This window comes from Paenibacillus cucumis (ex Kampfer et al. 2016) (assembly GCF_019748695.1).
In the GTDB taxonomy this organism is placed as follows: Bacteria; Bacillota; Bacilli; order Paenibacillales; family Paenibacillaceae; genus Paenibacillus; species Paenibacillus polysaccharolyticus.
In genome coordinates this window covers 79,758-106,192 of the sequence record NZ_JACLIC010000041.1, presented here as the reverse complement: position 1 = coordinate 106,192, position 26,435 = coordinate 79,758, and the positions used below count along the sequence as shown (strand labels likewise).

General features: G+C 46.0%; 24 protein-coding genes. 23 read left to right on the top strand and 1 reads right to left on the bottom strand.

What is annotated here, in order from left to right; genetic code table 11:
- Positions 1-16 precede the first annotated feature (16 nt).
- From H7T88_RS23375 to H7T88_RS23360, 4 genes are all read left to right on the top strand, one after another.
- Positions 17-2,113 (top strand): TP0910 N-terminal domain-containing protein, encoded by a 2,097-nt coding sequence (locus H7T88_RS23375; protein WP_221790587.1) that lies wholly within the window; start codon positions 17-19, stop codon positions 2,111-2,113.
- Positions 2,110-2,421 carry an EscU/YscU/HrcU family type III secretion system export apparatus switch protein gene (locus H7T88_RS23370; protein WP_221790585.1) on the top strand — a complete coding sequence of 104 codons (312 nt, stop codon included), beginning with the start codon at positions 2,110-2,112 and terminating at the stop codon, positions 2,419-2,421. The genes H7T88_RS23375 and H7T88_RS23370 overlap by 4 nt, the downstream gene beginning before the upstream one ends.
- Positions 2,415-2,813: a YraN family protein gene (locus H7T88_RS23365; RefSeq protein ID WP_221790583.1), complete on the top strand. Its 399-nt coding sequence runs from the start codon at positions 2,415-2,417 to the stop codon at positions 2,811-2,813. The genes H7T88_RS23370 and H7T88_RS23365 overlap by 7 nt, the downstream gene beginning before the upstream one ends.
- Positions 2,814-2,990: 177 nt before the next feature.
- Entirely contained in the window at positions 2,991-3,542 is a 552-nt protein-coding gene (locus H7T88_RS23360) for a nitroreductase family protein (RefSeq protein ID WP_154983893.1), read from the top strand.
- Between the two features lie 284 nt (positions 3,543-3,826).
- On the opposite strand, the gene H7T88_RS23355 is transcribed toward H7T88_RS23360, so the two are convergent.
- On the bottom strand, positions 3,827-5,437 hold the full coding sequence (locus tag H7T88_RS23355) for a YifB family Mg chelatase-like AAA ATPase (protein WP_221790581.1): 1,611 nt from the start codon (positions 5,435-5,437) through the stop codon (positions 3,827-3,829).
- A 419-nt stretch (positions 5,438-5,856) separates the two neighbouring features.
- On the opposite strand from H7T88_RS23355, the gene H7T88_RS23350 reads away from it, so the two are divergent.
- The 19 genes from H7T88_RS23350 (at position 5,857) to H7T88_RS23260 (ending at position 26,390) form a co-directional block, all read left to right on the top strand.
- Entirely contained in the window at positions 5,857-6,312 is a 456-nt protein-coding gene (locus H7T88_RS23350) for a MarR family winged helix-turn-helix transcriptional regulator (RefSeq protein ID WP_221790579.1), read from the top strand.
- A 248-nt stretch (positions 6,313-6,560) separates the two neighbouring features.
- Positions 6,561-7,721 (top strand): ADP-forming succinate--CoA ligase subunit beta, encoded by a 1,161-nt coding sequence (gene sucC / locus H7T88_RS23345; RefSeq protein ID WP_090923884.1) that lies wholly within the window; start codon positions 6,561-6,563, stop codon positions 7,719-7,721.
- A gap of 63 nt (positions 7,722-7,784) precedes the next feature.
- On the top strand, positions 7,785-8,714 hold the full coding sequence (sucD, locus tag H7T88_RS23340) for a succinate--CoA ligase subunit alpha (protein WP_090923883.1): 930 nt from the start codon (positions 7,785-7,787) through the stop codon (positions 8,712-8,714).
- A gap of 240 nt (positions 8,715-8,954) precedes the next feature.
- Positions 8,955-10,085, top strand: coding sequence for a DNA-processing protein DprA (dprA, locus tag H7T88_RS23335; RefSeq protein WP_221790577.1), 1,131 nt, complete (start codon positions 8,955-8,957; stop codon positions 10,083-10,085).
- A gap of 94 nt (positions 10,086-10,179) precedes the next feature.
- Positions 10,180-12,279, top strand: a complete 2,100-nt coding sequence (gene topA, locus H7T88_RS23330; protein WP_221790575.1) for a type I DNA topoisomerase — start codon at positions 10,180-10,182, stop codon at positions 12,277-12,279.
- A gap of 16 nt (positions 12,280-12,295) precedes the next feature.
- Positions 12,296-13,639 (top strand): FADH(2)-oxidizing methylenetetrahydrofolate--tRNA-(uracil(54)-C(5))-methyltransferase TrmFO, encoded by a 1,344-nt coding sequence (gene trmFO / locus H7T88_RS23325; protein WP_423246156.1) that lies wholly within the window; start codon positions 12,296-12,298, stop codon positions 13,637-13,639.
- Between the two features lie 24 nt (positions 13,640-13,663).
- Positions 13,664-14,206 (top strand): ATP-dependent protease subunit HslV, encoded by a 543-nt coding sequence (gene hslV / locus H7T88_RS23320; protein WP_090923879.1) that lies wholly within the window; start codon positions 13,664-13,666, stop codon positions 14,204-14,206.
- A 116-nt stretch (positions 14,207-14,322) separates the two neighbouring features.
- Positions 14,323-15,729 (top strand): ATP-dependent protease ATPase subunit HslU, encoded by a 1,407-nt coding sequence (gene hslU / locus H7T88_RS23315; RefSeq protein ID WP_090923878.1) that lies wholly within the window; start codon positions 14,323-14,325, stop codon positions 15,727-15,729.
- A gap of 1,003 nt (positions 15,730-16,732) precedes the next feature.
- Positions 16,733-17,140 carry a flagellar basal body rod protein FlgB gene (gene flgB / locus H7T88_RS23310; RefSeq protein WP_090923877.1) on the top strand — a complete coding sequence of 136 codons (408 nt, stop codon included), beginning with the start codon at positions 16,733-16,735 and terminating at the stop codon, positions 17,138-17,140.
- A 5-nt stretch (positions 17,141-17,145) separates the two neighbouring features.
- Complete coding sequence (gene flgC, locus H7T88_RS23305) at positions 17,146-17,598, top strand: flagellar basal body rod protein FlgC (protein WP_090923876.1); 453 nt, start codon at positions 17,146-17,148, stop codon at positions 17,596-17,598.
- A 55-nt stretch (positions 17,599-17,653) separates the two neighbouring features.
- Positions 17,654-17,968 carry a flagellar hook-basal body complex protein FliE gene (fliE, locus tag H7T88_RS23300; RefSeq protein WP_090923875.1) on the top strand — a complete coding sequence of 105 codons (315 nt, stop codon included), beginning with the start codon at positions 17,654-17,656 and terminating at the stop codon, positions 17,966-17,968.
- Positions 17,969-18,099: 131 nt separating this feature from the next.
- Positions 18,100-19,686, top strand: coding sequence for a flagellar basal-body MS-ring/collar protein FliF (gene fliF, locus H7T88_RS23295; RefSeq protein WP_154886378.1), 1,587 nt, complete (start codon positions 18,100-18,102; stop codon positions 19,684-19,686).
- Positions 19,687-19,697: 11 nt separating this feature from the next.
- Positions 19,698-20,714 (top strand): flagellar motor switch protein FliG, encoded by a 1,017-nt coding sequence (gene fliG, locus H7T88_RS23290; protein WP_090923874.1) that lies wholly within the window; start codon positions 19,698-19,700, stop codon positions 20,712-20,714.
- On the top strand, positions 20,707-21,564 hold the full coding sequence (locus H7T88_RS23285) for a FliH/SctL family protein (RefSeq protein ID WP_221790571.1): 858 nt from the start codon (positions 20,707-20,709) through the stop codon (positions 21,562-21,564). Before fliG ends, H7T88_RS23285 begins: the two co-directional genes overlap by 8 nt.
- Complete coding sequence (gene fliI, locus H7T88_RS23280) at positions 21,551-22,870, top strand: flagellar protein export ATPase FliI (protein ID WP_145329755.1); 1,320 nt, start codon at positions 21,551-21,553, stop codon at positions 22,868-22,870. The genes H7T88_RS23285 and fliI overlap by 14 nt, the downstream gene beginning before the upstream one ends.
- Before the next feature lie 10 nt (positions 22,871-22,880).
- Positions 22,881-23,330: a flagellar export protein FliJ gene (gene fliJ, locus H7T88_RS23275; RefSeq protein WP_090923871.1), complete on the top strand. Its 450-nt coding sequence runs from the start codon at positions 22,881-22,883 to the stop codon at positions 23,328-23,330.
- 43 nt (positions 23,331-23,373) lie between these two features.
- Entirely contained in the window at positions 23,374-24,312 is a 939-nt protein-coding gene (locus tag H7T88_RS23270; RefSeq protein ID WP_221790569.1) for a MotE family protein, read from the top strand.
- 37 nt (positions 24,313-24,349) lie between these two features.
- The gene (locus tag H7T88_RS23265; RefSeq protein ID WP_221790567.1) at positions 24,350-25,813 is read left to right on the top strand and encodes a flagellar hook-length control protein FliK; all 1,464 of its coding nucleotides are present in this window, start codon (positions 24,350-24,352) and stop codon (positions 25,811-25,813) included.
- Positions 25,814-25,832: 19 nt separating this feature from the next.
- Positions 25,833-26,390, top strand: coding sequence for a flagellar hook capping FlgD N-terminal domain-containing protein (locus H7T88_RS23260; RefSeq protein WP_221790565.1), 558 nt, complete (start codon positions 25,833-25,835; stop codon positions 26,388-26,390).
- The last annotated feature ends 45 nt before the right edge of the window (positions 26,391-26,435 follow it).

Here is a 26,435-nt window from a genome sequence, read left to right as displayed (position 1 = left end):
AAGGAGGGAGAACGAGTTGAATGTCAGCTCTATGATTCGTGGTTTAATGGGAGACAGTAAGCCCGGAAACGCCAAGCCGCTCGAATTAAAAGAAGGTCAGGTCGTTCGTGGGTCTGTCGTCAGTGTATCGGATGATGGTGGAGAGGCAGTGCTCCAGATTCAAGGGGTGCAGGTGCGTGCCAAACTGGAGACACCGCTCCGTCCGGGTGAGACGACGCTTCTGCAGGTTCAACCTCCAGGTGAAAACGGCATAACGGTAATGAAACCTGTTGCTGGCTCGCTTGCGGAGCTGCCGCAGGCTTCACTGAATAATTTGTTGCAAGAGGTAGGTTTGGCGGATACCAAAGACAACCGTGAATTGTTACTTGCTATGCAACGCAGTGGGCTTCCGCTGACCAAGGATAACGTAGCCATGGTGCAAAACATGATGGTAGCCAAACCTGCACAGGTGCCTGTGGAGGAATGGGTACAGGCGGCGGGCATTGCTTTTCAGAGGGGCCTGCCTATTACGGCCGAAACGGTGAAAGGTTTACATCAGACCGTATTTGGGCCTCCTTTGCATCAGTTGTTAAGTGGTCTTGCGGATCAACTGGAGTCGTTTTTGTCTCAAACGGTGGCAGGTAAGCCGTTTCCTGGCGGCGAAGCAGCAGCAGGCTTAAAAGCGGGGGCGTCCACAGGACAGGCGGGAGCTTCTGGAACTTTTACTAATGTTGCTGTTCAGCCAGAAGAGGGAGCGCCAGCGGTAAATGTGAGCAGGCCAGGAGTCGGAATACCCGTAGCCTCTCCTGTAGCGTCACAGCCGAATCAGGTTCAGACCACTCCAGCGGCGGGTGCAGGAGTGACTACAGATGCTGCTGAAGGTGCGGCATCAGATCAGGGGCAACAAGCCAAAGGTAACGTGCCGCTGAATGCAGGCCAGGCGAATGGTGGACAGACAGCAGGAGCTGAGACTGCTGCGAAGAGTGTTTCCAGCCAAGCGGAAACGGCTGGCAAAGGCAATGCAGGTATTCCGGCAGGTACCGGAATACCTGGTGAAGGCCCGCCGCGCGTTGCGGATGCGGGCCAAGTTGCGAGCCGCCCGGGAACACCTGGGACGGCGGATGCGGCGGCTGGCCGTGCAAGTGCGGGCCAGCCGGAAGGTGCGGCCGTGCGTGCAGAGGGCCACACAGACACGCCTGCCGCAGCAGGGCAGGCCGCGCCAGCAGCGCCTACGCCAGCACAGCTGGCGCCAAAGCTGCTGGCGCTGCTGGACGCGCTGCGCAGCGCGTCCACTGCCGCACCGGCACAGCCGGGTGCGGCAGCACAAGCCGCCCCTGCTGCGCAGCAGGGCGGTCAAGTGGCTGCGGCTGCCGCAGGCTCGCCGCAGCCCTTGCCAGCCGGCGCTGATGCGCAGCCGGCTGGCGGTGTTGCCGCCGCTCCCACAGGTGCGGCGGCAGTGCACACGCCCGTCACCCACGGAGGAGACCCGTGGGTGGGGCGCGTGCTGAAGCTGCTCGGTGCAGAGCACGAGCAGCAGGCCATTCACGGCGCGGCGATGCAGCCGCGCGTGGGTGAGGCAGCGAGTCCGGCGAACACGGACTCGCTCAAGGGTTTGCTGCTGCAGTTGGCCAGCAGCGACAGTGCCCCGGCGGCGCTGAAAGATGCCGCCAATCAAGCCATACAATACCTGACAGGTCAGCAACTATTGCTCACAACCGATCGCGGTGCAGCGTTTGCGCAAATGCATTGGTTTATCCCCATCACAGGTCCGGACGGTGAACAGACGGCCTCTGTGCAGATTCAATCACGCCGCGGTCAGCGCGGGGAATTGGATGCCTCGAATTGCCGTCTGCTGTTTGACTTGGATATGATAAGTTTGGGACATACCCTTGTTGATGTACATGTGGTCAATAACATTGTCAGTTTGCGTGTATTTAATGATCGGGAAGAAATGGGAGCTTTGTTGGAGAGTGGACGTGAAATCATTCATCAATCGCTCGACAAGCTTGGATATCAGTTATTGACCTTCCGGGCAGAACCTTGGCCAGCAGGGCAGGAGCTCGGGATGGAGCGGAAGATGACTGCTGCAGATTATAGCCCTGAGCGATACAAAGGGGTGGATTTCAAGGTATGAAAGAGGAATCACCACAGCCGGAGCTTTTATCCAAAAAAGCAGTTGCATTAAAATATGTCCCGGGAGAAAGTGAAGCACCTGTTGTCGTAGCCAAAGGCCGCGGCAAAGTGGCTGAAGCCATACTGGACAAAGCTAAGGAAAACGGCGTACCCGTGCAGGAAGACGCAGCTTTAGTTGAAGTGCTCTCCAAGCTGGATCTGGATGAACAGATCCCGACAGAATTGTATCAGTTGGTAGCAGAAGTGCTTACCTATGTTTATCGAGCCGATCGGCTTGCCTCAGGCAGAAGTGATAACGAATCATGGTAGAAGAGGGATCTGGCCAGAAACCTAGTGGCAAGTTGACCCGTCAGCAGAAGGGAAAGATTGGCGAAGAGGAAGCTTGCCGCTGGTTAGTGAAACAGGGTTATTCTATCCTCCAGCGAAACTGGCGTTGTCGTAGCGGAGAAGTCGATATTATCGCAGTACGTGAAGATTTGTTAATATTTGTTGAGGTGCGAAGCCGAAGTTCCAATTCAGGATTCGGAACTCCACAAGAGTCTGTCGATCAGCGCAAAATGCAACAGGTTCGTTCAACGGCTGGAGTCTACATCCAAATGAGCGGAGAACATACTCGTCAAATTCGATTTGATGTTATTGCGGTGATGATGAACCATTTTGGCAAGATCATGTCCATAAATCATCTAGAAAATGCATTTTAGCTTGGAGTTAGTTGATAAAAAGGATGAGCGTTTAGACGAGTATAATGTCTATAGTTCATCTTTTTCTATTTGATCCGGAACTCTCTCTTATCTGCTGTCCTTTGAATCTGGCTAACAGAGAGGTGTATAATGAAATTGCAACCTGGTGTGTACCATTTGGAGAGGGAGGCATGACCCATGAGTAAAACGACGAAGACAATCAACGAAGTCCGCCATGCGATCGAGAATCGCCGCACCGTCAAAAAATTCAAGAAAGATCCTGTTCCAACGGAGCAAATCATCGATTTGCTGGATACAGCCGTTTGGGCACCTAACCATAAATTGCGTGAGCCGTGGAGATTTGTGTTGTTCAATGGCAAAGGACGTAAAAAGCTCGCAGAGGCCATTGAAGCCGAGATGGGTGAGGATAACAAGTTTTCGGGGAGTGTACAACAGGTGCCTGCTATTTTGCTTGTTGTGCTGGAGGAAGACCCGAGACAAGCGATTTGGGATGAGGATTTCGCCGCAGTCAGCGCCATGGTTCAGAACTTTATGCTTGCAGCATGGAGCGAAAATATAGGCACGTTTTGGGTGACCAAACCATTTTTATATGCACCTAAATTTCGGAAGCCACTAGGTATCAAGGCAGGAGAAAAAATTATTGGAATGATCTATATGGGATACCCCGATGTCATTCCATCAGCGAAAGAGCGTACACCTGCCAAGGAGAAGCTAACGTTATTTGAATAAAAGAACTTCATTCGAGACCACATACATGTGGTCTTTTTTTATATGATCATTTTCAAATAGTGTTTTGTCATAAACCAAATTCCTGTCACTGTTTGATGTTCCCACGATATCTCCTCCGATAAGCTTTTTTTGAAAAGAGACATTCATTTATCTTATGATTTACGTGTAACTGCCAATTCAATTTTTGGATGTGCTTATGATGCCAACCAAGCCGTATAGGTACTCTTCATTAACATGTAAGCAGAGTTCAAATACGGCTTTTGTTTAGCAACTGAATATCCGTATTAAAATAAACTCAAGTCTAACTGCCGATATTGTATTGCTTCCGCGACATGGGCAGTCATAATCTCACCTTCATGATCCAAGTCAGCAATAGTTTGTGCCATTTTCATAATTCGGTCATGGGCACGCATACTCAGGTTCAACGTCTGTATCGTTTGATCCAATAAATGCTCTGCTTCACGAGGTAGATGGATTGTCTTCCGTAAAAATGTGCCAGAGAGCTGACTGTTCCAGCGCACTGAGCCGTTCGTGTACCGTTTGGCCTGAATGGAATGGGCAGCCATCACTTTGGACTGCATCTCGACAGATGAAGGAGAAGTGCCAGCCATACGCCAATCTCCTGGTGGGGGAACTTCGACTTGGAGATCAATACGATCCAGCAGTGGGCCCGAAATTTTGGCCCTGTATGCTGCAACGCGAGCCGGGCTGCAGATACAACGCTGCTCCTCCGCCTGTGCCGACAAATATCCGCAGGGACAAGGGTTCATTGAACAAGCCAGCATAAATTGTGCAGGAAATGTGAACGCAGCTCTTGCCCTACTGATTGTAACCGTCTGATCTTCAAGCGGCTGTCTTAGTACTTCAAGAACTTGACGCTGGAACTCCGGTAGTTCATCCAGAAACAAAATTCCGCGATGGGCTAGACTGACCTCGCCTGGCTTTGGAATGCCGCCACCCCCAATCAAGCCGGAGGTGGATATCGTATGATGAGGTGACCGGAAGGGTCTGTCTGCAATCAGTCCTTGAGGAGCTTCTTTTAGATGTCCCGCCGCACTTAACACTTTAGTTACTTCGAGTGCTTCTTCTTCCGATAAAGGGGGTAAAATTGTCGGTAATCGTTTAATCAGCATCGTTTTGCCTGTACCAGGTGGGCCAACCAGCATGATATTATGCATGCCCGCAGCGGCAATCATAAGTGCACGCTTGACATGATGCTGTCCAAGTACATCACTATAGTCTTCATGTGGATAAGAGAGAATTTCTCTACCTTGATTGGACCGTGCACTGGAACGTCCTGAGATATGAAGGTGACTGTAGTCTTTTAAAATGATTGGCCCCGCACTCGTTGTTCCCCCTAAAGTGTTGCCATTTAAACCTTGGGATGTAAGGGTATGACCAGGAGCAAGGTCCTTCAGATGTTGAAGCCCATAGATCCCGATTCCACGAATCAAACGCGCCTCCTCCACGTTCTCATAAGGGAGCAGAACCGAAGTAAAGCCTTGCCTTTTGGCTAGATCAACCATCGACAATATTCCGGGAACGGGCCGGATTGAACCATCCAGTGCCAGTTCCCCGAGAACTAAAGTGCGTTCCTGCGGGGGAAGAACAAGTTGACCGCTGGTTGTAAGTAAAGCAATGGCAATAGCAAGATCAAAGGAGGAACCTTCCTTACGCAGATCAGCTGGGGCCAGATTAATCGTAATTCGTTGCAAAGGATACTGATATCCACAGTTTTTAATCGCCGCCCGAACGCGTTCCACAGCTTCTCTGACCGCCGAATCCGGTAGTCCGATAATTGAAGTCAGAGGCAACCCATTAGATAAATCCGTTTCAACTTCAATTAATACACCGTCAATTCCATAGAGACACGAGCTATACAACTTTCCATACATAACAAAGAAACACCTCTCTCGAATGTTGGGCTACGCGCAGGGCGAGCCAGTCTCGAATTAAGGTGCTTCCTCAGCTTCTACTAGCATTTTATATAAAAGGAATCAGAGCGTCAACCCGGTGTGAATTGAACTGCAATGAGTTTGTCTGAATCCTGAATTGTTCTGGTGATTGTTCTGATGATCCTCCCTGAAGTAGATTATCCGTCCTATTGATCACCTGTAATTATATTTTATACAACTAAATTTAACATGATTAAATAGCAATGTAAAATAATTTGTGCTCAATTATTCTTTTTTTAATCTATTTTGTGATAAGATAGTAATGGGGAACTCAATTTCGCCGCTAACAAAGGTGAAGCAGGATGATTAGCCCATGAGATATGCAATTTAAAGTACATTAGGCAGGTGAGATAGCTAACATGCAGACAGACCGTTTAAAGCTGGATAATCAATTATGCTTCGCCATATACGCTTGTTCACGTGAAATTACAAAATTGTACCAGCCCTATCTGGAAGTGCTTGGTGTAACGTACTCTCAATATCTGGTATTAATGGTATTGTGGGAGCGGCAGGAATGTACCGTTAAGGAAATTGGTGAAGCTCTGTACCTCGATTCAGGTACGCTGACGCCTCTTCTCAAACGGTTGCAGTCAGCCGGGTTCATCCATCGTGAGCGCTCTGCACAAGACGAGCGTAAAGTGTTGATTACACTAACCGATGCGGGACGTGAACTTAAGAATAAGGCATTATCCCTACCTGAAGCCATTCAGGGAGATGCTTGCTTGAACAGCACAGAGTTTGAAGCACTGCTTGGGCAGTTTAAAGGCTTGCTCGAGAAAGTTCATGAATCGAATATAAATGCCGCTAAAAAATAATAATAAAAGTCTCCATGTGATGAAAACCTTAGCCTAATCGGTTGAGGTTTTTTCCATATATATCCAAGCATTCACAAAAAGGGATCATATCCATATCAAAATGCTGTCTATTAACCATTACTTTTTTAAGGAAAGCGTTTTAAAAACATGTTACAATGAATTGGGTTTAAGTGAAAATAGTCAACATATGTCTTTTGTTCGTCTACCAGCCCGCCTTGTTGCAGTCATGTTGATAGGAGGATTCGAGAATGAATATCCATGAATATCAAGGAAAAGAAGTACTGAAACAGTATGGAGTTACCGTTCCAAACGGAAAGGTTGCTTATACAGTCGATGAAGCGGTTGCGGCCGCAGAGGCACTGGGCAGTCCGGTGACTGTAGTTAAAGCGCAAATTCACGCAGGGGGTCGGGGTAAAGCCGGCGGCGTGAAAGTAGCAAAAAGCACAGAGGAAGTTCGTGCCTATGCATCCGAAATTTTGGGCAAAGTATTAGTAACCCATCAGACAGGACCAGAAGGTAAAGAAGTAAAACGTCTTTTGATTGAAGAAGGATGCGATATCCGCAAAGAGTATTATGTGGGTGTTGTTGTCGATCGTGCTACAGGACGTGTAGTCATGATGGCTTCCGAAGAAGGCGGAACAGAGATCGAAGAAGTAGCTGAAGCTACACCTGAAAAAATTTTCAAAGAGGTAGTTGACCCTGCGATCGGGTTGCAAGTGTTCCAGGCACGCAAACTGGCTTACAGCATTAACATTCCGAATGAACTCGTGAATAAAGCTGTGAAGTTCATGCTTGCGTTGTACAAGGCATTTGTCGAAAAAGATTGCTCTATTGCCGAGATCAACCCACTGGTTGTTACCGGAGATGGAAACGTTATCGCGCTGGATGCAAAGCTGAACTTTGACTCCAACGCTCTCTTCCGTCACAAGGATATTCAAGAACTTCGTGACTTGGATGAGGAAGATGAAAAAGAAATCGAAGCTTCCAAATACGACCTCAGCTACATAGCGCTTGACGGCAACATTGGCTGTATGGTTAACGGTGCGGGACTTGCGATGGCTACGATGGACATCATCAAATATTACGGTGGAGACCCGGCCAACTTCCTTGATGTTGGGGGCGGTGCAACAACAGAGAAAGTTACGGAAGCATTCAAGATCATTCTGTCTGATGCCAAAGTAGCCGGTATCTTTGTTAACATCTTTGGTGGTATCATGCGTTGTGATGTCATTGCCAACGGTGTTGTTGAAGCAGCGAAGCAGCTTGGCCTGACCAAACCGCTGGTTGTTCGTCTTGAAGGAACTAACGTGGAACTGGGCAAACGTATTTTGGGTGAATCCGGCCTGAATATCGTTCCTGCTGATTCCATGGCCGATGGAGCACAGAAAATTGTTGCCCTCGTAAAATAGGTTCATTCCTTCGTACCGGAGCTGTCCGGGAATTGAAAAATAACCGTAAGGATGTGAAGCAACGTGAGTATTTTGATCGATAAAAATACAAAAGTCATTACGCAAGGCATTACGGGTTCAACGGGAATGTTCCACACGAAGGGCGCATTGGACTACGGAACCCAAATGGTAGGCGGTGTTACGCCAGGTAAAGGCGGAACCAATGTTGACATCACGCTGGAAGACGGTTCAGTAGTCAGCTTGCCGGTATTCAACACGGTGCAGGAAGCGAAGGAGGCTACTGGCGCAACAGCGAGCGTCATCTATGTTCCTCCAGCATTTGCGGCGGATTCCATTATGGAAGCTGTTGATGCGGAACTGGATTTGGTCATCTGTATTACTGAAGGTATTCCGGTACTGGATATGGTCAAAGTAGACCGTTTCATGGACGGAAAAAATACAGTATTGATTGGGCCTAACTGTCCAGGTGTGATCACACCGGGCGAGTGTAAGATCGGCATTATGCCTGGATACATTCATATGCCAGGACATGTTGGTGTCGTTTCACGTAGTGGAACACTGACGTATGAGGCTGTTCATCAGCTCACAACTCGTGGTATTGGCCAATCTTCTGCGGTAGGTATCGGAGGAGACCCGGTTAAGGGTTCCGAGTTCATCGATATCTTGAAACGTTTTAATGAAGATCCACAGACACATGCTGTCATCATGATTGGTGAGATCGGTGGTACTGCGGAAGAGGATGCAGCAGAATGGGTAGCGGCTAACATGACTAAACCGGTGGTAGGATTCATCGGTGGTGTTACAGCGCCTCCAGGCAAACGTATGGGTCATGCGGGTGCGATTATCTCTGGCGGTAAGGGTACAGCCAAAGAGAAAATTGCGAAGCTGGAATCATGCGGTATTAAAGTTGCTCCGACACCAGCGGAAATGGGCTCCACTTTGGTAAGTGTGCTCGAAGAACGCGGTATTTTGAATTTGTGCACGACACATTAATCCTATTCCGTTATAATAGAAGAAACAGCACGGAAATGATTCATTTTCGGAGCCGTTGATTCATGAGACGGTAAAGGTAAGCAACCTTTTGTCCTTTAAACAGGGCGAAGGGTTGCTTTTTTGCGTTTTTTTAGAAAAATGAGGACGAACTTTAGTGTGCAAAATATGTTAACGTGTGCAATTTATCGTTGTTTATCACACAAATAGAGGGCAATTTGCCCTCTCACAGGAGGCAGAAACATGGAAGAACGTTGGATTTTGCTTGGACTCTATGAAATGGAAGGCATCGGTAAGAAAAGTGTTGCAAAATTGATGACAGGTCAGCACTCGTTGCGGGAGTTGCTTTATTACGAGGAAGGAGACTGGATTGAAGCTGGACTGAGGAAGGATCAGGCGACTCGTTTGGCTAGAGAATTTAATGCCGGCTGGATTGAGAGTAGAAGAGAGCAGGTTTATGATCGCGGGATCGAGGTTATTACTTATCTGGATTCAAATTATCCTATATTAATGAAGGAAACCGCTCAGCCTCCCTGGGTGATGTACACTCGAGGAGACACTCGGTTATTACATCAACCTTCGATTGCGATGGTAGGAACAAGGATGCCTACAGTTTATGGGCGTAAAGTTGGGGAAAAGCTTGCAGAACAATTATCTCTTGCGGGGGTAACTATTGTCAGTGGACTTGCCAGAGGTATTGATCGTGTGTGTCATGAAGCTGTATTACGAGCAAATGGTAAAACAATTGCTGTTTTTGGTACAGGGGTAGATATGGTTTACCCACCTGAAAATACGAGCCTTGCAGAACAAATTGCTGAAACGGGTCTACTCTTGTCAGAGTACCCTCTAGGAACCAGGGCTCGTCAGGGCCTTTTTCCCGAGCGAAACCGGATTATCGCAGGATTAACATTGGGAACGCTCGTTGTAGAAGCGGATGTACGAAGTGGTTCTCTCATCACCGCAGATGCAGCACTCGAGGCAGGCAGAGATGTATTTGCAGTTCCAGGGCCGATTACTTCGCCGAAGAGCCGAGGGGCACATAATTTAATACGACAGGGGGCCAAATTGGTCACTTGTGCTACTGATTTATTAGAAGAGTATCGTTTGGACTTGCCAAATGCAGAACAACTTCCTTACAATAGAGGACGTTCGGCAGAAATGTCAGGACATGCGGAGCAAGGTTTATTTCCAAAGGTGGAACTTTCTACAGATGAACGACGTATCATCATTTTACTTGAGCAGGAAGAGCAGTCTTTAGATCAATTGATAGATCGGTTGGGTTGGGATTTTGGACATTTACATTCAGTTCTGTTATCTTTAATCATAAAAAAGCAGATTAGCCAATTACCAGGAACCAAATATGCTAGGGTATGACGATGCTGCAACCTGTGCAGTATGTGGAGTATATAATACGAAGTATGAAGTGAAGTACAAGAAACAGTTTCATGACTGAGAGGAGGATGGACCTATGGCGGATGCACTCGTAATCGTGGAGTCGCCCTCAAAGGCGAAGACGATCGGCAAATATTTAGGCAGCAAGTTCATCGTGAAAGCTTCGATGGGACATGTACGCGATTTGCCAAAGAGTCAGATCGGCGTTGAGGTAGAGAATGATTTTAATCCGAAATATATTACGATCCGCGGCAAAGGTTCAGTATTAAAGGAACTTAAGGATGCACGAAAGAAAGTGAAAAAAGTGTATCTCGCAGCCGACCCGGATCGTGAGGGTGAAGCCATTGCCTGGCATTTGGCACATGCACTTGAACTGGATGACACGGCTGATTGCCGAGTTGTATTTAATGAAATCACCAAACAAGCGGTTAAGGACGCATTCAAAACGCCGCGTAAAATAAATATGGATTTGGTCAATGCACAGCAAGCTAGACGCATTCTGGATCGGCTCGTGGGTTACAAGATCAGTCCACTATTATGGAAGAAAGTAAAAAAAGGATTATCAGCAGGACGAGTTCAGTCTGTTGCCGTCAAAATTATTTTAGATCGTGAAAATGAAATTGACGAATTTGAACCGGAAGAGTACTGGAGCATTACAGCCAAACTGAGTGCAGATGGCAATCCGTTCGAGGCGAAGTTTCATAAGTTGAACGGAACGAAAACAGAGCTTGGCAGTGAAGCTGAAGTACAAGCGATTTTGAAACAGATCGAAGGTGCTGATTTTACAATCAAGGAAGTGAAGGAGAAAGAGAGAACTCGAAATCCTTCGGCGCCATTTACGACAAGTTCACTGCAACAGGAAGCGGCACGTAAACTTAATTTCAGGGCTTCCAAGACGATGTCGGTTGCGCAACAGCTTTATGAAGGTGTAGACCTTGGAAAAGAAGGCACAGTCGGTCTCATTACGTATATGCGTACAGACTCGACTCGTATCGCTGCTTCCGCACAGGAAGAAGCCAAAGAATATATCGTTGGAAAGTATGGTGAGACATTTGCACCAGAGAGCCCGCGGAACTATTCCAAAAAGGCTTCCAACGCTCAGGACGCGCACGAAGCGATTCGTCCGACTTCCATTTTGCGTGACCCAGATTCGATAAAGTCGTTTATGAGTCGTGATCAGTTCCGTTTATATAAGTTGATATGGGAACGTTTTGTAGCAAGTCAGATGTCTTCGGCTATTCTGGATACACTTTCGGTTGACATCGCTGCAGGAGATACGATCTTCCGTGCTGCGGGTTCCAAGGTGCGCTTTCAGGGATTCATGAAAGTGTATGTAGAAGGCAATGACGATGGTACAACCGAGGAAGATCGTTTGTTGCCTCCGCTCAAGAGTGGAGATGTGCTGAAAAAGCAGGAGATTGAGCCTAAACAGCACTTTACGCAGCCGCCGCCACGTTATACCGAAGCACGGTTGGTTAAAACCTTGGAAGAGCTCGGCATAGGTAGACCAAGTACTTATGCGCCAACACTGGAGACCATTCAGAAACGTGGATATGTTGCGATCGAAGAGAAGAAATTTATGCCGACTGAGCTGGGAGAGCTGGTCATTGAGCAGATGGAAGAGTTTTTCCCGGAAATCCTGAATGTGGAGTTTACCGCGAATATGGAAGGCGATCTCGACCATGTGGAGGAAGGCTCTGAAGATTGGGTTAAAGTGCTGGCTGAATTCTATGAATCTTTCGAGAAACGGCTAGAGTTTGCTGAGGAAGAAATGAAAGAGATCGAGATCGAAGACGAGGTGTCGGATGAGATCTGTGAGAAATGTGGCAAGCCGCTCGTATATAAACTTGGTCGTTTCGGAAAGTTCCTCGCATGCTCAGGATTCCCTGACTGCCGTAATACGAAACCGATTATTAAAGACATCGGTGTAACTTGTCCGAAGTGTAAGGAAGGACATGTGGTGGAACGCCGCAGTAAAAAAGGACGTATTTTCTATGGCTGTGACAAATATCCGGAATGTGATTTTGTATCTTGGGATAAACCTTCCGCTAAACCTTGTCCGAGCTGTGGATCGTTAATGATTGAGAAGCGAAACAAAAAGGGAACAAGATTGCAGTGTACTTCATGTGATCATCAGGAGCCGGTGGAAGAATCGGATGATGATTCAACGGATTAGCATATGATGGGGGTAAATGATTTTGACAAGTGAACAACAAGTAACGGTTATCGGTGCGGGATTGGCTGGATCAGAAGCAGCGTGGCAGATCGCCAGTCGCGGTGTGCGAGTGAAGTTATATGAGATGAGACCGGTTGTCAAAACGCCGGCTCATCATACGGATAAATTTGCAGAACTCGTCTGCAGTAACTCTCTTCGTGCCAATGGACTGGCTAATGCAGTTGGCGTGTTGAAAGAAGAAATGAGAATGTTGAATTCGCTCGTACTCGGAGCAGCTGATCGACATGCTGTTCCGGCAGGAGGAGCCCTGGCTGTGGATCGGGATGGCTTCTCGGGTGAGATTACATCGACTTTGCATCAGCATCCGCTGATTGAAGTGGTGAATGAAGAACTTACTTCACTTCCAGAGGAAGGCATTGTTGTTGTAGCGACCGGACCACTGACTTCGCCGGCATTGTCCGAGCAGATTAAAGCATTGATGGGTGAGGAATACTTCTATTTCTATGATGCTGCAGCGCCGATTATTGAAAAAGATTCCATAGATATGAACAAGGTATACCTTGCCTCTCGTTATGATAAAGGAGAAGCGGCTTATCTCAACTGTCCAATGACAGAAGAAGAGTTTGAACTCTTTTATGAGGCTCTGATTACTGCAGAGGTTGCTCAGTTAAAAGAATTCGAAAAAGAAATTTATTTCGAAGGTTGCATGCCGATTGAAGTCATGATGAAACGGGGCAAACAAACAGCATTGTTTGGACCGATGAAGCCGGTAGGTTTGGTTAATCCGCATACGGGTGAATTGCCTCATGCTGTAGTACAGCTTAGACAGGACAATGCGGCGGGAACGTTGTATAACTTGGTAGGTTTCCAAACGCACTTGAAGTGGGGAGAACAGAAACGTGTCTTCTCTCTGATTCCGGGTCTTGAGAATGCTGAGTTTGTGCGCTACGGTGTCATGCACCGGAATACATTTATTAACTCACCGAAGTTGCTTCGTCCAACATACCAATTCAAAGAGCGCCCTAATTTGTTCTTTGCTGGTCAGATGACAGGGGTAGAAGGATATGTTGAATCTGCCGCATCGGGTCTTATTGCCGGCATGAATGCAGCTAAAGCAGCGTTAGGACAAGAACTTGTTGTACTGCCGGTAGAAACGACACTAGGTAGCATGGCAGAGTATATTACAACAGCGGATTTCAAGCATTTCCAGCCAATGAATGCTAACTTCGGTTTGTTACCGAAATTGGAAACTAGAATCCGTAACAAAAAAGAAAAAAATGGAGCACTTGCAAATCGTGCCCTGGATGGTATCGCCAAGTTTATTGCTTCAGAAGGTCTAACCGTTCCGGAACGCGTATAAATTATTCGTGGGGGAGCTGATATCATGGATATGTCATTTCATGCGACGACGATCTGTGCTGTCCGTCATAATGGCAAGGCAGCGATTGCGGGCGATGGTCAGGTAACTATGGGCCAGAGCGTTGTGATGAAGAATACAGCCAAAAAAGTAAGACGTTTATATCGTGGACAGGTTGTTGCTGGCTTTGCCGGTTCTGTAGCTGATGCAATTACACTGTTTGAAAAATTCGAAGGTAAACTGGAAGAGCACCATGGCAATCTGCAACGGGCGGCGGTTGAACTTGCAAAAGATTGGCGGCAGGATCGCATACTGCGGAAGCTCGAAGCTTTGTTGATTGTGATGGACAAAACAGGAATGTTGCTTATTTCAGGTGGCGGCGAGATAATCGAACCGGATGATGATATCATTGCGATCGGTTCAGGTGGTAATTTTGCTTTATCCGCTGCGCGGGCGCTGAAACGTCACGCTGGACAGATGGAAGCGAAAGATATTGCGCGTGAGTCTCTTCAGGTGGCTTCCGAGCTGTGTGTATACACGAATAGTAATATTATCGTCGAAGAATTGTAGGAACAAAGAAATCTCCCGTACAGGAACTAGATGCTACATCTGCTCCGGTTTACGTTAAGGAGATTCTTTGCTCTTGTGGCTGAATTGACGTCAACATACTTGTAGGAGGGAAGCTTATGAATTCTCAAGCTTTAACGCCAAGACAGATTGTTACGGAACTGGATAAATATATCGTAGGTCAAAAACAGGCGAAGAAATCAGTGGCAGTAGCCCTTCGTAATCGCTATCGACGTAGTCTTTTGCCAGAACACACACAGGATGATATTGTACCTAAAAATATACTGATGATTGGGCCTACAGGCGTCGGTAAAACGGAAATTGCGCGTCGTCTTGCGAAACTGGTAGGGGCACCTTTTGTCAAAGTCGAGGCAACCAAGTTTACCGAAGTGGGATATGTTGGACGTGATGTGGAATCCATGGTTCGTGATTTGATTGAAACATCCCTGCGTATGGTCAAGCTCGAACGAACTGAACAAGTGAAGGACAAAGCGGAAGAAGCGGCTAACGAGCGCATTGTACATATTTTGGCTCCTTCTCAGTCCAAGTCTAAAAATCAGCGTAATCCGTTTGAAATGATCTTTGGGAACAACGGGAATGGAAATGCCCCTCAGGATCAGGACGAACCTGAACCTGACGCAAACGTTGCTGAGCGTCGCCGTAAAATCAAATTCGATCTATTGTCTGGTAAACTGGAAGATGACATCATTGAGATCGATGTAGAAGACAATACGCCGAACATGATGGATATGTTTGCTGGCCAGGGTAATGATCAGATGGGCATGAACATGCAGGAGATGTTTGGCAGTTTGTTGCCGCGCCGTACGAAGAAACGTAAGTTGGCTATTAAGGAAGCACGTAAAGTGCTTATTCAAGAAGAAGCGGGCAAATTAATTGATATGGATGATGTGACTCAAGAGTCCATAAGACGTGCAGAGCAGACAGGCATTATTTTTATCGATGAGATTGATAAAGTAGCCAGTCAAGGTCGTGGAAGTGGTCCAGATGTTTCCCGTGAAGGCGTTCAGCGTGACATTCTACCGATTGTTGAAGGATCAACGGTCATGACCAAGTATGGGCCTGTCAAAACGGATTATATTCTGTTTATGGCGGCTGGTGCATTCCATGTGGCTAAACCTTCAGATCTGATTCCGGAGCTTCAGGGACGCTTCCCTATTCGTGTAGAGTTAAACAGTCTTACCTTGGAGGAGTTTGTTTCTATCCTAACGGAACCTCAGAATGCGCTAACGAAGCAATATGTCGATTTGCTCCGCACAGAGAATATTGAGATTGAGTTCTCGGAGGATGCAATACGCGAGATTGCCAAGCTCGCGGAAGCTGTTAACCAAAACACAGAAAACATTGGGGCTCGCCGTCTGCATACTATACTGGAAAAACTTCTGGAAGACTTGTCCTTCGAGGCTCCTGAGCTTACGTTGGAACGTATGGTGATTACACCAGAGTATGTACGTGAGAAATTACATGATATTGCGACGGATCGAGATTTAAGTCAATACATCCTTTAAGTAAGAGCAAAGGGTAATGAATGTAGCTTCTAGTATCACATGATAAGATGGTTGTATGGAATAAAACATGGGGTATGTACCATAAACAGTGAACATTAATCAAGATGTTCTGTACTTTTATACAGAGCATGCTGTGTTAGATGTCGTGTTTATGGATACATATCCTTATTTATATTATGGTCTAACCTTTTCTGATGATTGGACCGATAATAGAGAGGTGGCGATCATTTATGCTAGAAACTAGGACTTGGGCCGCATGGATAATTGTATAAAGGGTAGCGGATTAGTTGGTATTCCTATTTTTATGCAACCATGTATTTCCATTAAAAGAATTTTAATTATTTAAATGTTATCTGGTGCTAAGCGAATAAACCGGAATATTTTGCGCAAATGTGCAAAACGTCGTTTTGTGGGAAATGGAGAAGGCATCAATTGTTTTCTAAATATAAAATAGTAGTGACCTATACAATTGTTAAGAAAGTGTTGCGTCAGAAATGATAGTTCCAATGAATTTTCATACATAAAATGTGAAATAAAGTAGAGTTGGCTACATAAAAATACAGTGTAATATAAGCTTAAAACCCTAATATGACGGTAAAAAATGCTAAACTTAACAAATTGAAATCCTTTTGCGGAAAGGTACATTTAAAGGTGCTCAGACTGAAATACAGGCTGGAAAAATGAGTTTTATTTTAAGAATGTTTAAGGGCATGCCTCAAGATTGTTAACACATTTTTGATTTGGGACTGAATATTTACGAAAAAAATCATATTTTGCAGAAAATACACAAAAAGCCCTCTCTTTAAGAAAAGATAGGGCTTTTTTCTTATTGTAATATATCCCAAACTCGAAGAAACTTATGTTATACGACAACATCAGAGTTAATTCTACTTAAGTCCTAGAAAACCGTGTAAACACGAATGTTTTTGTCGAAAAAACAACAGCAGTTTCGCGTGAAAAGATTCAATCTTTTTCCATATATACTAATGAGAGGAGGGATGTTGTGAATCTTTTAAACGATATTAGCTTTAAAAGATTACAAGGTGCGCTCGATGCGTCGAACATGCGACAACGAACGATAGCTGATAACGTAGCGAACGCCGATACCCCGTATTTCAAGCGATCAGACGTTTCTTTCGAAGAAATGTTACAGGATCAGATGAGCGGTGATTTACCTGTTCTTAAAGGGAAAGTAACGGATCCAAGGCATTTTGTCATAGGTCCTTCCTCTTTAGTACCAACACCAGTAGTTAATATGGACCAGTCCACTTCCATGAATAACAACCAGAATAATGTGGATATTGATCGAGAGATGAGTCTTCTGGCGGATAATCAATTGCGTTACAACGCTTATATCCAGCAAGTGAACGAACAAATTAAAATGATGCGAGTAGGCGTAGAAGGGAGATAACCGCGTTGAACATTAGCAACAGTTTTGGAATCAGTGCTTCGGCTCTTACAGCTCAACGTTTGCGTATGGACGTCATTTCTTCCAATATAGCAAATGCTGAAACCACGCGCGCGAGCATGTCGAATGGGGTCGCAGTTCCATATAAGCGGAAAATGGTAGTGCTTGAACCGAATAAAACATCCTTCAGCACGATGTTACAAAACCAGATGCGTGGTGGAGGTTCAGGTGATGGTGTAAGGGTAACCGAGATTCGGGAAGATCAGTCGCCATTCAAACCGGTTTATGACCCGACTCATCCAGATGCAAACGCAGAAGGGTATGTGTTCATGCCTAATGTGGATATTGCAAAAGAAATGGTCGATATGATCTCGGCTTCACGTTCTTATGAGGCTAACGTTACTGCACTGAATTCAACCAAAGCGATGATTTCTAAAGCGTTAGAAATTGGAAAAGGTTAACTGTTGCATTCTTCGACAACGAACTGAAAAGAAGAGATAAAAGGGAGGGACATTTATGATTCAGAACAATATGTTTAACGCTCAGGGAGTTCAGCCGTTGCAAATGAAAAGTGTAGGAACTGAAAATAAATCTTCTACACCGGCCGAAAGCATTCAGAGCTTCGGTACATACTTACAAAATGCACTGGGCTCTGTAGCCGCACAGGAAACCCAGGCTCATGAAATGTCAAATCAATTTTTGGTAGGTAAAGCGAATGTAGATCAGGTGTTGATTGCTTCCGAACAAGCCCTGCTTAGTCTGCAACTTACCACTCAAGTACGTAACAAAGTGGTTGAGGCATATCAAGAGGTTATGCGCACACAACTATAAGAGTTCATTTGCGCAAACAGTAGCGCTGATCATTACGACAAGCAGCTGCGATGCTGCTCCTGATCAAAGCTAGGAGAACGCTCAAGCTTTTGTCAGGACAGACTAAGCAAAGTTTCGGATGGGGTGACAGAGTGAATGAGAGAATTGCCCAGTACAGGGACAAGGCATCACAGTACTGGAATAGCTTTAGCAAAAAGCAGAAAACATTATTTATTTCAACCTTCTTATTTCTGATTTTGGCAGCAGTGGTTCTCACGATGCAGTTATCCAAGACAGAATATGAAGTGGCGTTCACAGATTTAAATGCAAGTGATTCAGCTGGTGTCATCAATTATCTGAACTCATCTAATATCCCATATAAACTTAGCGCGGACGGAAAAAGTATTTCTGTACCCAGTACAGATGTAGCGCTGACCAAAGTGAATATCGGATCCCAAGGCATCATACAAAATGGTTCCCTTGGTTATAAAGCGTTTGAAAGCTCATCATCACCAATCGGTATGACAGATAAAGAGTTTGATGTGAAATACAACAATGCATTAAACGGAGAAGTTGAAAAGCTACTCCAGCGTATGCAGGGCATTCAGGATGCCAAAGTCCTTGTTAACATGCCAAAAGATAATATCTTTGCAGGTTTGGAAGAACAGGACAAAGCTTCGGCTTCCGTAGCATTGCAATTTAAACCGGGGTATCACCCGAATCAGGCAGCTGTAGATGGATACTTTAATTTGGTTAAAACAGCTGTTCCGAACCTGCCCATCGAGAACATCACGATCACGAACACGGATGAGGCTGAACTCGTTCCAACCGCTCGCGGTGGCAGTGGTGGCTTGTCATCTGAAGTGCAGGAGAACATGGCATTACAGAAAAAGTTTGAGAGTGACGTGCGAAATAACGTGAAGCAATTCCTCTCTCAAATTGTAGGTGAGGATAAGGTCAACGTTTTGGTGGCCTCCAAACTGAATTTCGATAAAGTGACAAGCAAAGAAAATCTCGTTACACCTGTTGATCAAGAGAACATGAAGGGGATCGAAATCAGTGTACAGCAAATTCAGAAGAGCTACACTGGTGGGGGAACTCCGACAGGTGGTGTAGCAGGTACCGGCCAACAGGACGTTCCAGGGTATCCTTCTTCTGATTCTAATAGCAATGCGAATTCGGAAGAATCATCAAGCACGATAAATTATGAAGTGAATCGAATTGCCAAAGATATCATTTCAAGCCCATATACTGTAAAAGATTTAACCATCAACGTGGCGGTTGAACCACCCGCAGGGCAAAACGAATTACAACAGCCTGTTCGAGATGCGATCGAAAATATTCTAGTTAATATCGTTCGCGCGTCATTGGCGGACTCAGGCACAACAATAACTGACGCAGACCTGACAAAAAAAGTATCAGTCATGTCACAGGGCTTTGCAACAGCTGCAGATGCCAATACGGGCTTCCAGTTGACTCCTGCGATGATGTGGGGTGGCGGAGCACTTATTGCGGTCCTGATCGCTGCGGTAGTGATCTTGTTAGTACGTCGTCGTCGTAAACAAAATGAGATCCAAGAAGAGGAAGAAATCCCGCTTCCAGTAGCAACAGAGTTCCCGTCCATAACATTGGACAGTGTGACGAACGAAAGTCAGGTGCGCAAACAATTGGAGAGTTTGGCCAAGAAAAAGCCGGACGAATTCGTCAATCTGCTGCGTACGTGGCTGGCTGACGAATAGAGGTGAACGCATTGGCAAAGGCAGGCAATGCCGGATTAACTGGCAGACAAAAAGCAGCAATATTATTAATTACATTAGGTCCGGAAGTGTCTGCTCAGATCTTTAAACATCTCCGTGATGAGGAGATTGAGCAGCTTACGTTGGAAATTGCCAACGTGCGTAAGGTTGATGCATCCGAAAAGGACATGATTATGTCCGAGTTTCATCAGATTTGTTTGGCACAGGAGTATATCTCTCAGGGCGGTATTACCTATGCAAAGGAAATTTTGGAGAAAGCACTCGGCTCCTCCAAAGCGCTTGAAGTTATTAATCGTTTGACAGCTACGCTACAAGTCAGACCTTTTGACTTCGCACGTAAAGCTGATCCGAATCAGATTCTGAACTTTATTCAGAATGAAAGTCCGCAAACGATTGCGCTTGTACTTTCTTATCTGCAATTTGAGCAAGCTGCGGCCATTCTGTCCTCTCTCCCTCAGGAGAAGCAAGCAGATGTTGCTCGTAGAGTAGCTGTGATGGACAGCACTTCACCAGAAGTTATTTCACAGGTGGAACGTGTGCTGGAACAAAAGTTGTCTTCTACAGTGACGCAGGATTACACAAATGCAGGCGGTATCGAATCCATCGTTCAGATTTTGAATGGTGTCGATCGGGGGACGGAACGTACAATTTTGGACTCCCTTGAGATTCAGGATCCGGAACTTGCAGAAGAGATCAAAAAACGGATGTTTGTTTTCGAAGACATTGTCAATGTGGACGATCGCTCCATTCAACGTATTATTCGGGATATCGACAATGCCGACCTGCAACTTGCACTCAAAGTCGCAAGCGAAGAAGTACGTGAAGCTGTGTTCCGTAATATGTCGAAACGGATGTCCGAAACTTTCAAGGAAGAGATGGAGTTCATGGGCCCTGTGCGGCTACGTGATGTGGAGGAAGCTCAGACACGTATCGTAGGTACGATCCGCAGACTGGAAGAAGCTGGCGAGATCATTATCGCACGTGGTGGAGGAGATGATATCATTGTCTAATTTGATTAAATCTTTCCAGTATGTACCGGTAGAAGACCATAAAAGGCTCGAAAATCATCACTATTATGGCGGTGAAGATGAGACTGGATTGGAAGAGGACGGTGCATCAGTTTCTGAATCGGAAGTGCTTCAGGCACGAGTCGATGAAGAGACAGAACGTCTTACTGCTGAGATGCTGGAAGATGCCAAGGAGTTTGCGGAAAAGCAGGTGCGTGATGCTTCGGAAGAGGCGGAGCGAATGCTTCAGGAAGCCCAGGAACAGATTGAACGCTGGTGGCAGGAGCAACGAGAGCAGGATGAACATCTGACTGAAGCTCTCCGCGCTCAAGGTTTTCAGCAAGGGTTTGAAGAGGGAAGAGCACAAGCTGAACTGGATCTCCAGGTGAAGATCGAAGAGATGATGAAAGAAGCACAAGGGGTGCTTCAGGAAGCGTATGTTGCCAAAGAACAGATTATTCAGGAAGCCGAGCCGTTTCTTGTTGAACTTGCTTGTGGCATTGCGGAGAAAGTGATAGATAAGCAACTTACGGTAGAGCCTGAACAAACGATTGAGCTGATACGTCAGAGTTTGTCCAGAAAAAGGGAGCAAGGACAGATCGCGCTCTGTGTGGCGCCTGAGCAGTTTTCTTTTGTACAAGCTTCAAGGGAGGAACTTGCTCTTTCCATTGATTCGCAGGCAGAGTTACAGATTTTGCCTGATGCTACGGTTAAAGATAAGGGCTGTGTTATCCGTTCTTCATTTGGAAGTGTTGATGCAAGAATTGATACACAGCTTGCCGAGATCAAAAAGGAACTGATCCGCATAGCACTTGAGGATGAGGAGCGAAGAAATCAACATGAAGGTTCTTAGTTCACAGCGTTATATGGAGCATCTGCGGCAGTTTGATCCTGTGCGTATAAATGGAAAAGTAACTCAGGTCATTGGGCTTATGGTGGAATCAGAAGGACCGGATGCCAGCATTGGCGACGTATGTTACATCTATCCTGGCAAATCAGCTAAGCCGCTACAGGCTGAAGTTGTGGGGTTTCGGGATAACAAGGTGTTGCTTATGCCGCTTGGAGAACTTCAATCCATTGGTCCGGGTTGTGACGTGGTCGGAACCGGAAAACCTTTAGGAGTACAAGTAGGCTCTGAATTGCTTGGTAAAGTGTTGGACGGACTGGGACAGCCGCTTGACGGTTCATTGTTACCATCCCGAATGCCGATGTACTCTACTTCCAATACCCCTGTTAACCCTATGGATAGACCGCGTGTTCTTGAAACGATGAGTGTAGGCGTGAGGGCAATTGATGGCTTGCTCACTGTAGGCAAAGGACAGCGTGTGGGTATATTTGCCGGTTCAGGTGTCGGAAAAAGTACATTGATGGGCATGATCGCTAGGAATACCGCTGCGGATGTGAACGTGATTGCACTGGTAGGTGAGCGTGGACGGGAGGTTCGTGACTTTATCGAACGGGATCTTGGTCCGGAAGGCCTGGAACGGTCTGTCGTCATCGTGGCAACATCAGATCAACCTGCTCTGATCCGAATCAAGGGTGCTGTCATAGCAACGACGATTGCGGAGTATTTCAGAGATCGAGGCATGAACGTGATGTTAATGATGGATTCGGTGACCCGTTACGCCATGGCGCAAAGGGAAGTCGGTTTGGCAGTAGGAGAACCGCCGGCGATGAGAGGTTATACACCTTCCGTTTTTGCAAGTCTACCGAAACTGTTGGAACGTGCAGGAACAGGTCCCACTGGCTCGATAACGGCATTCTATACTGTTCTCGTCGATGGGGATGACATGAATGAACCAATTGCAGACGCAGTCCGAGGGATTTTGGATGGTCACATCGTGCTGAACCGTGCGATAGCGAATAAAGGTCATTTCCCCGCGATTGATGTGCTTGCAAGTATCAGCCGTGTCATGAAGGACATCGCTCCTGAAGAGCAGATTGATGCGGTTAACAATATGAAACGTCTGATGGCAGTGTACAAAGAGTCTGAAGATTTGATTAACATTGGTGCGTATCAACGGGGATCAAATGCAGCTATAGATGAAGCGATGGATCAGATTGATCATATCTGGGATTTTACGAAGCAAAAAGTTGATGAAAAGGTAACGTTAAGTGAAGTACAGGAGCGTTTGATTCTTGAATTCGCAAGGAGATGAAGGGTAAACGATGAAATTTCGATATCATTTCCAGAAGGTTGTTGACCTGAAAAGCAATGAGAAGACACAGGCAGAATGGATGTTATCCACAGCGATCGGTAAACTTCAGACGGAAGAAGAGCATTTGTTGCAATTGATTAATGATCGAAATAATCTGATGAACATTATTCAAGCGGCAACTGAAAATTGTGCTTCCGTATCCAGTTTGCAGGAAATGCAACGATATGCATATCACCTTGACGAATGTATATCGCGTAAGAACAGTGATGTGGAGCATGCTCAGGTCAATGTGCAGCGGAATCAGAGCTTTCTGAATGGTAAAGTAGTTGACGAAAAAGTGTGGCTTGGAGCGAGAGATAAGGCTAAAGGCAGATTTCAGCAGGAGATGCTCCTCCGGGAACAGAACGATCTGGACGAGATGGCTACTGTACGCTTCGCCGCCAAAGCCCGCGCGAACTGATGTGAGCCGGAAGCGAAGTTGTCTCGCGAAGGAGGAATGAACGGTGGCTGTAAAAGACACTGATATCGAAAAAGAGTCCGGGAGTGGATGGGAAAAGTTTCTCATGATTTCGATCCCGATTGTATTCACGGTTGTACTCTTAGGTGTACTGCTTACTCTATTTAATGTAGATATTCGAAATAACGCGCTCGAACTTGCCAAAAAAATTCCTGTAGTCAAGAATTGGGTACCTGATCCGGTGCTTGATCCGGAGAAAGAGAAGTTGGAAAAGAGCGAAAAGCAGGTTGAAAGTGCGGAAGCAACGATTGAAAAGCTAAAATCTCAGGTCACAGCGAAAGAAGCAGAGCTGAAAGCGGCCAAAGATGCGGCTACTGCGGAGACGCAGAAAACAGCTGATTTGCAAAAGAAATTGGATGATGCAAATAAGGCTTCTGAAACAGCTGCAGCTTCTGAACCGGAAACCGAAAGTGATTATCAGAAGCAGATTAAAAGTCTGGCTAAAATGTACGCTGATATGAGCCCAAGTAAAGCCGCTCCGATTTTGCAAAATATGACGAATGAAGAAATGGTGCTTATGTTGAGCGCGATGCAGTCGACTGCCCGGACGAAGGTGCTGGAAAAGATGGATCCGAAGACTGCAGCGGATGTGACCATGCTGATGAAGGATGCGAAGCCTTCAGGCGATCTTGCCTTGGATGCCCTGCAGTCCCGATTGAAAAAGGAAACAGCAGCAACGACCACGACAACAGGAACTAATAGTAAAAATTTGGATAAAAATCAGTTAAGCCAGACCTTTGCTTCGATGTCTGCGTCAAGCGGAGCCAAACTATTGCTCGAAACCTATAAAATTAGTCCGGATAAAACACTGACCATACTCAATTCAGTTAATGATGCAACACGATCCCAGTTGCTTGAGAACATGTCTAAAGAAGATTCGGTTGAGACAGCCAAAGTGTTGAATCGGCTAATGGGCAATAAGTAACAACTCTATTCTTAATGCATGGAGGGGAGGTGAAAAAATGTCACTCGTATATCAAATGAACGCTGGGGCTTCTTCCAAAACTTCTGGTTCAACACAGTCATCAACAGCGCAGTCTAAAGGTTCGGTTACAGGAACTGGAGCTGAGTTCTTGCAGACGCTGGCACAGTCATTGGCTGGGGGAAGCGGAACTGGTGAGGGTACTGATGGAACGAATGGTGCAGTAACAACAAAGACGTCTGCTCCGTTGATGTTTACTTTTGCCTCAGAAAATGAAGAAAATAACACATCTGTAACGGACGCGTTAAGTTCACTATTAGTTGGTACGGATTCGTCAGGTTTGATGGAAATGCTTGAAAAATTATTTGGTGATCTGGATACGTTAGACAAAGCTCTGGAAAATGATCCGGCCTTGCTTGCAGGTCTTCAATCGTTGATCCAGCAATTGTACGCATTATTAAATAAAGATTCAGATGGAAATCAGCAAGCTTCACTAAGTGAGGTTGGTTCTAATTTAGATCAAGCTCCTACATCTGCATCTGCTGTTGAACTGTCTCAGCATCCAGCTGCAGTCCGTTTTGTATTACAGGATGTGCTGACACAATTGGCAACGGAAGTTCTTAAACCAGGTCCTAATGTAGTCAAGAGTGCTCCCGAATTCCAACATTTACTTCAGCAGTTGCAGAGTCAGTTGAAGGAAGCTGGAGTCGAAACGGATGGGAAAAAGGGTTGGTCTGAACTCAAATCGATACTGAATACATTCTCAGCAATAAAGGATGCAGCTGTTCAAACACCTAACGGTGCTCCGACTACAGCGTCCAAAACAGATGGGATAACACCTCAGACGACTGCATCAGCAACAGTTCAAACAGAATCTAAAGCAACAACAGTGACGGTTAAAAATGACTCAACACCCGTTGCCGATGCGCAACCTGCAATCCATCATTCAAACATTGTAACAGCTGGCGAGTTGTCCTTGCGAAGCTCAGGTACAGTCGTGAGCAAACCCGCTGAGCCTGTCATGCAAGCAACGAATTTTGCCAAAGAAATGACGCAATTTGTGGTTAGCAAGCTGGATATCGTGAATCAAAAAGGATTTTCTGAAGCCACAATCTCTCTCCGCCCTGAACATTTGGGAAAATTGGATGTACAGATTACGTTGCAAAACGGACAATTGGTTGCCAGGTTCATGACTGAACATGTCATGGCGAAAGACATGCTTGAACAACAGATGATGCAGTTACGTTCCTCGTTACAATCTCAGGGCATTCAGGTGGAACGGCTCGAGGTCACTCAGAACAGTTCGCTCGGATCTGAAATGTATCAGGATGGCGGACGTCAACAAGGAAATCAATCTCAGCAACAAAAACGTTCCCGTGAGCGTGGGGAGCATACCGATGAAGCTGTGACAGCCGCGGGGCTGCAGGAAGAGTTGCGCAACTGGCGTAGCGAGCAGGTGGAAGGTAGCGAAATTCAGAGAGAGTCATTTACTGCAGAGGCTTAAACAGGGATGAGGTGAATATATGGCGAATGAAATTGTTTCTACTAATAATACTTGGCCTAATTACGCGGCTGCAAATAGAGCCACAACAAGTGCTGCAACGAAAGAACTTGGTAAGGATCAATTTCTGAAAATTTTGATTACACAGTTGCAGAATCAGGATCCGATGCAGCCGATGGAAGATAAAGAGTTTATTGCTCAAATGGCGCAATTTAGCTCAGTGGAGCAACTGGTTAACATCTCTACGCAGCTTAAAACGTTAAATCAGTCACTTGGAGCGGTATCGGGTATGATCGGTATGGAAATCAGTTGGCTTTCTTCTGATAAAACAGACAGTGGTACGCTTCGTCAGGGTACTGTAGATTCAATCATTGTGCGAGACGGCGTTCAGTATGCGAAGGTGGGCAACGACGAAATTAAACTGGATGAAATCATTCAGGTGAATCGTGCCAAGCAAGCTGAGGAAACGAAGTCAGCTGCCCAGAACGTTCAAAGTGATGCTATAAATACTAATGGTAGTAACCCGTCTGATGTGAATGCCGGGACGAGTGAACCTGAAGATCGAGAGCAGAGCATATGAGTGACCGTATAACCGTTGGACAGTTATATACGGGTCCTGTTACTC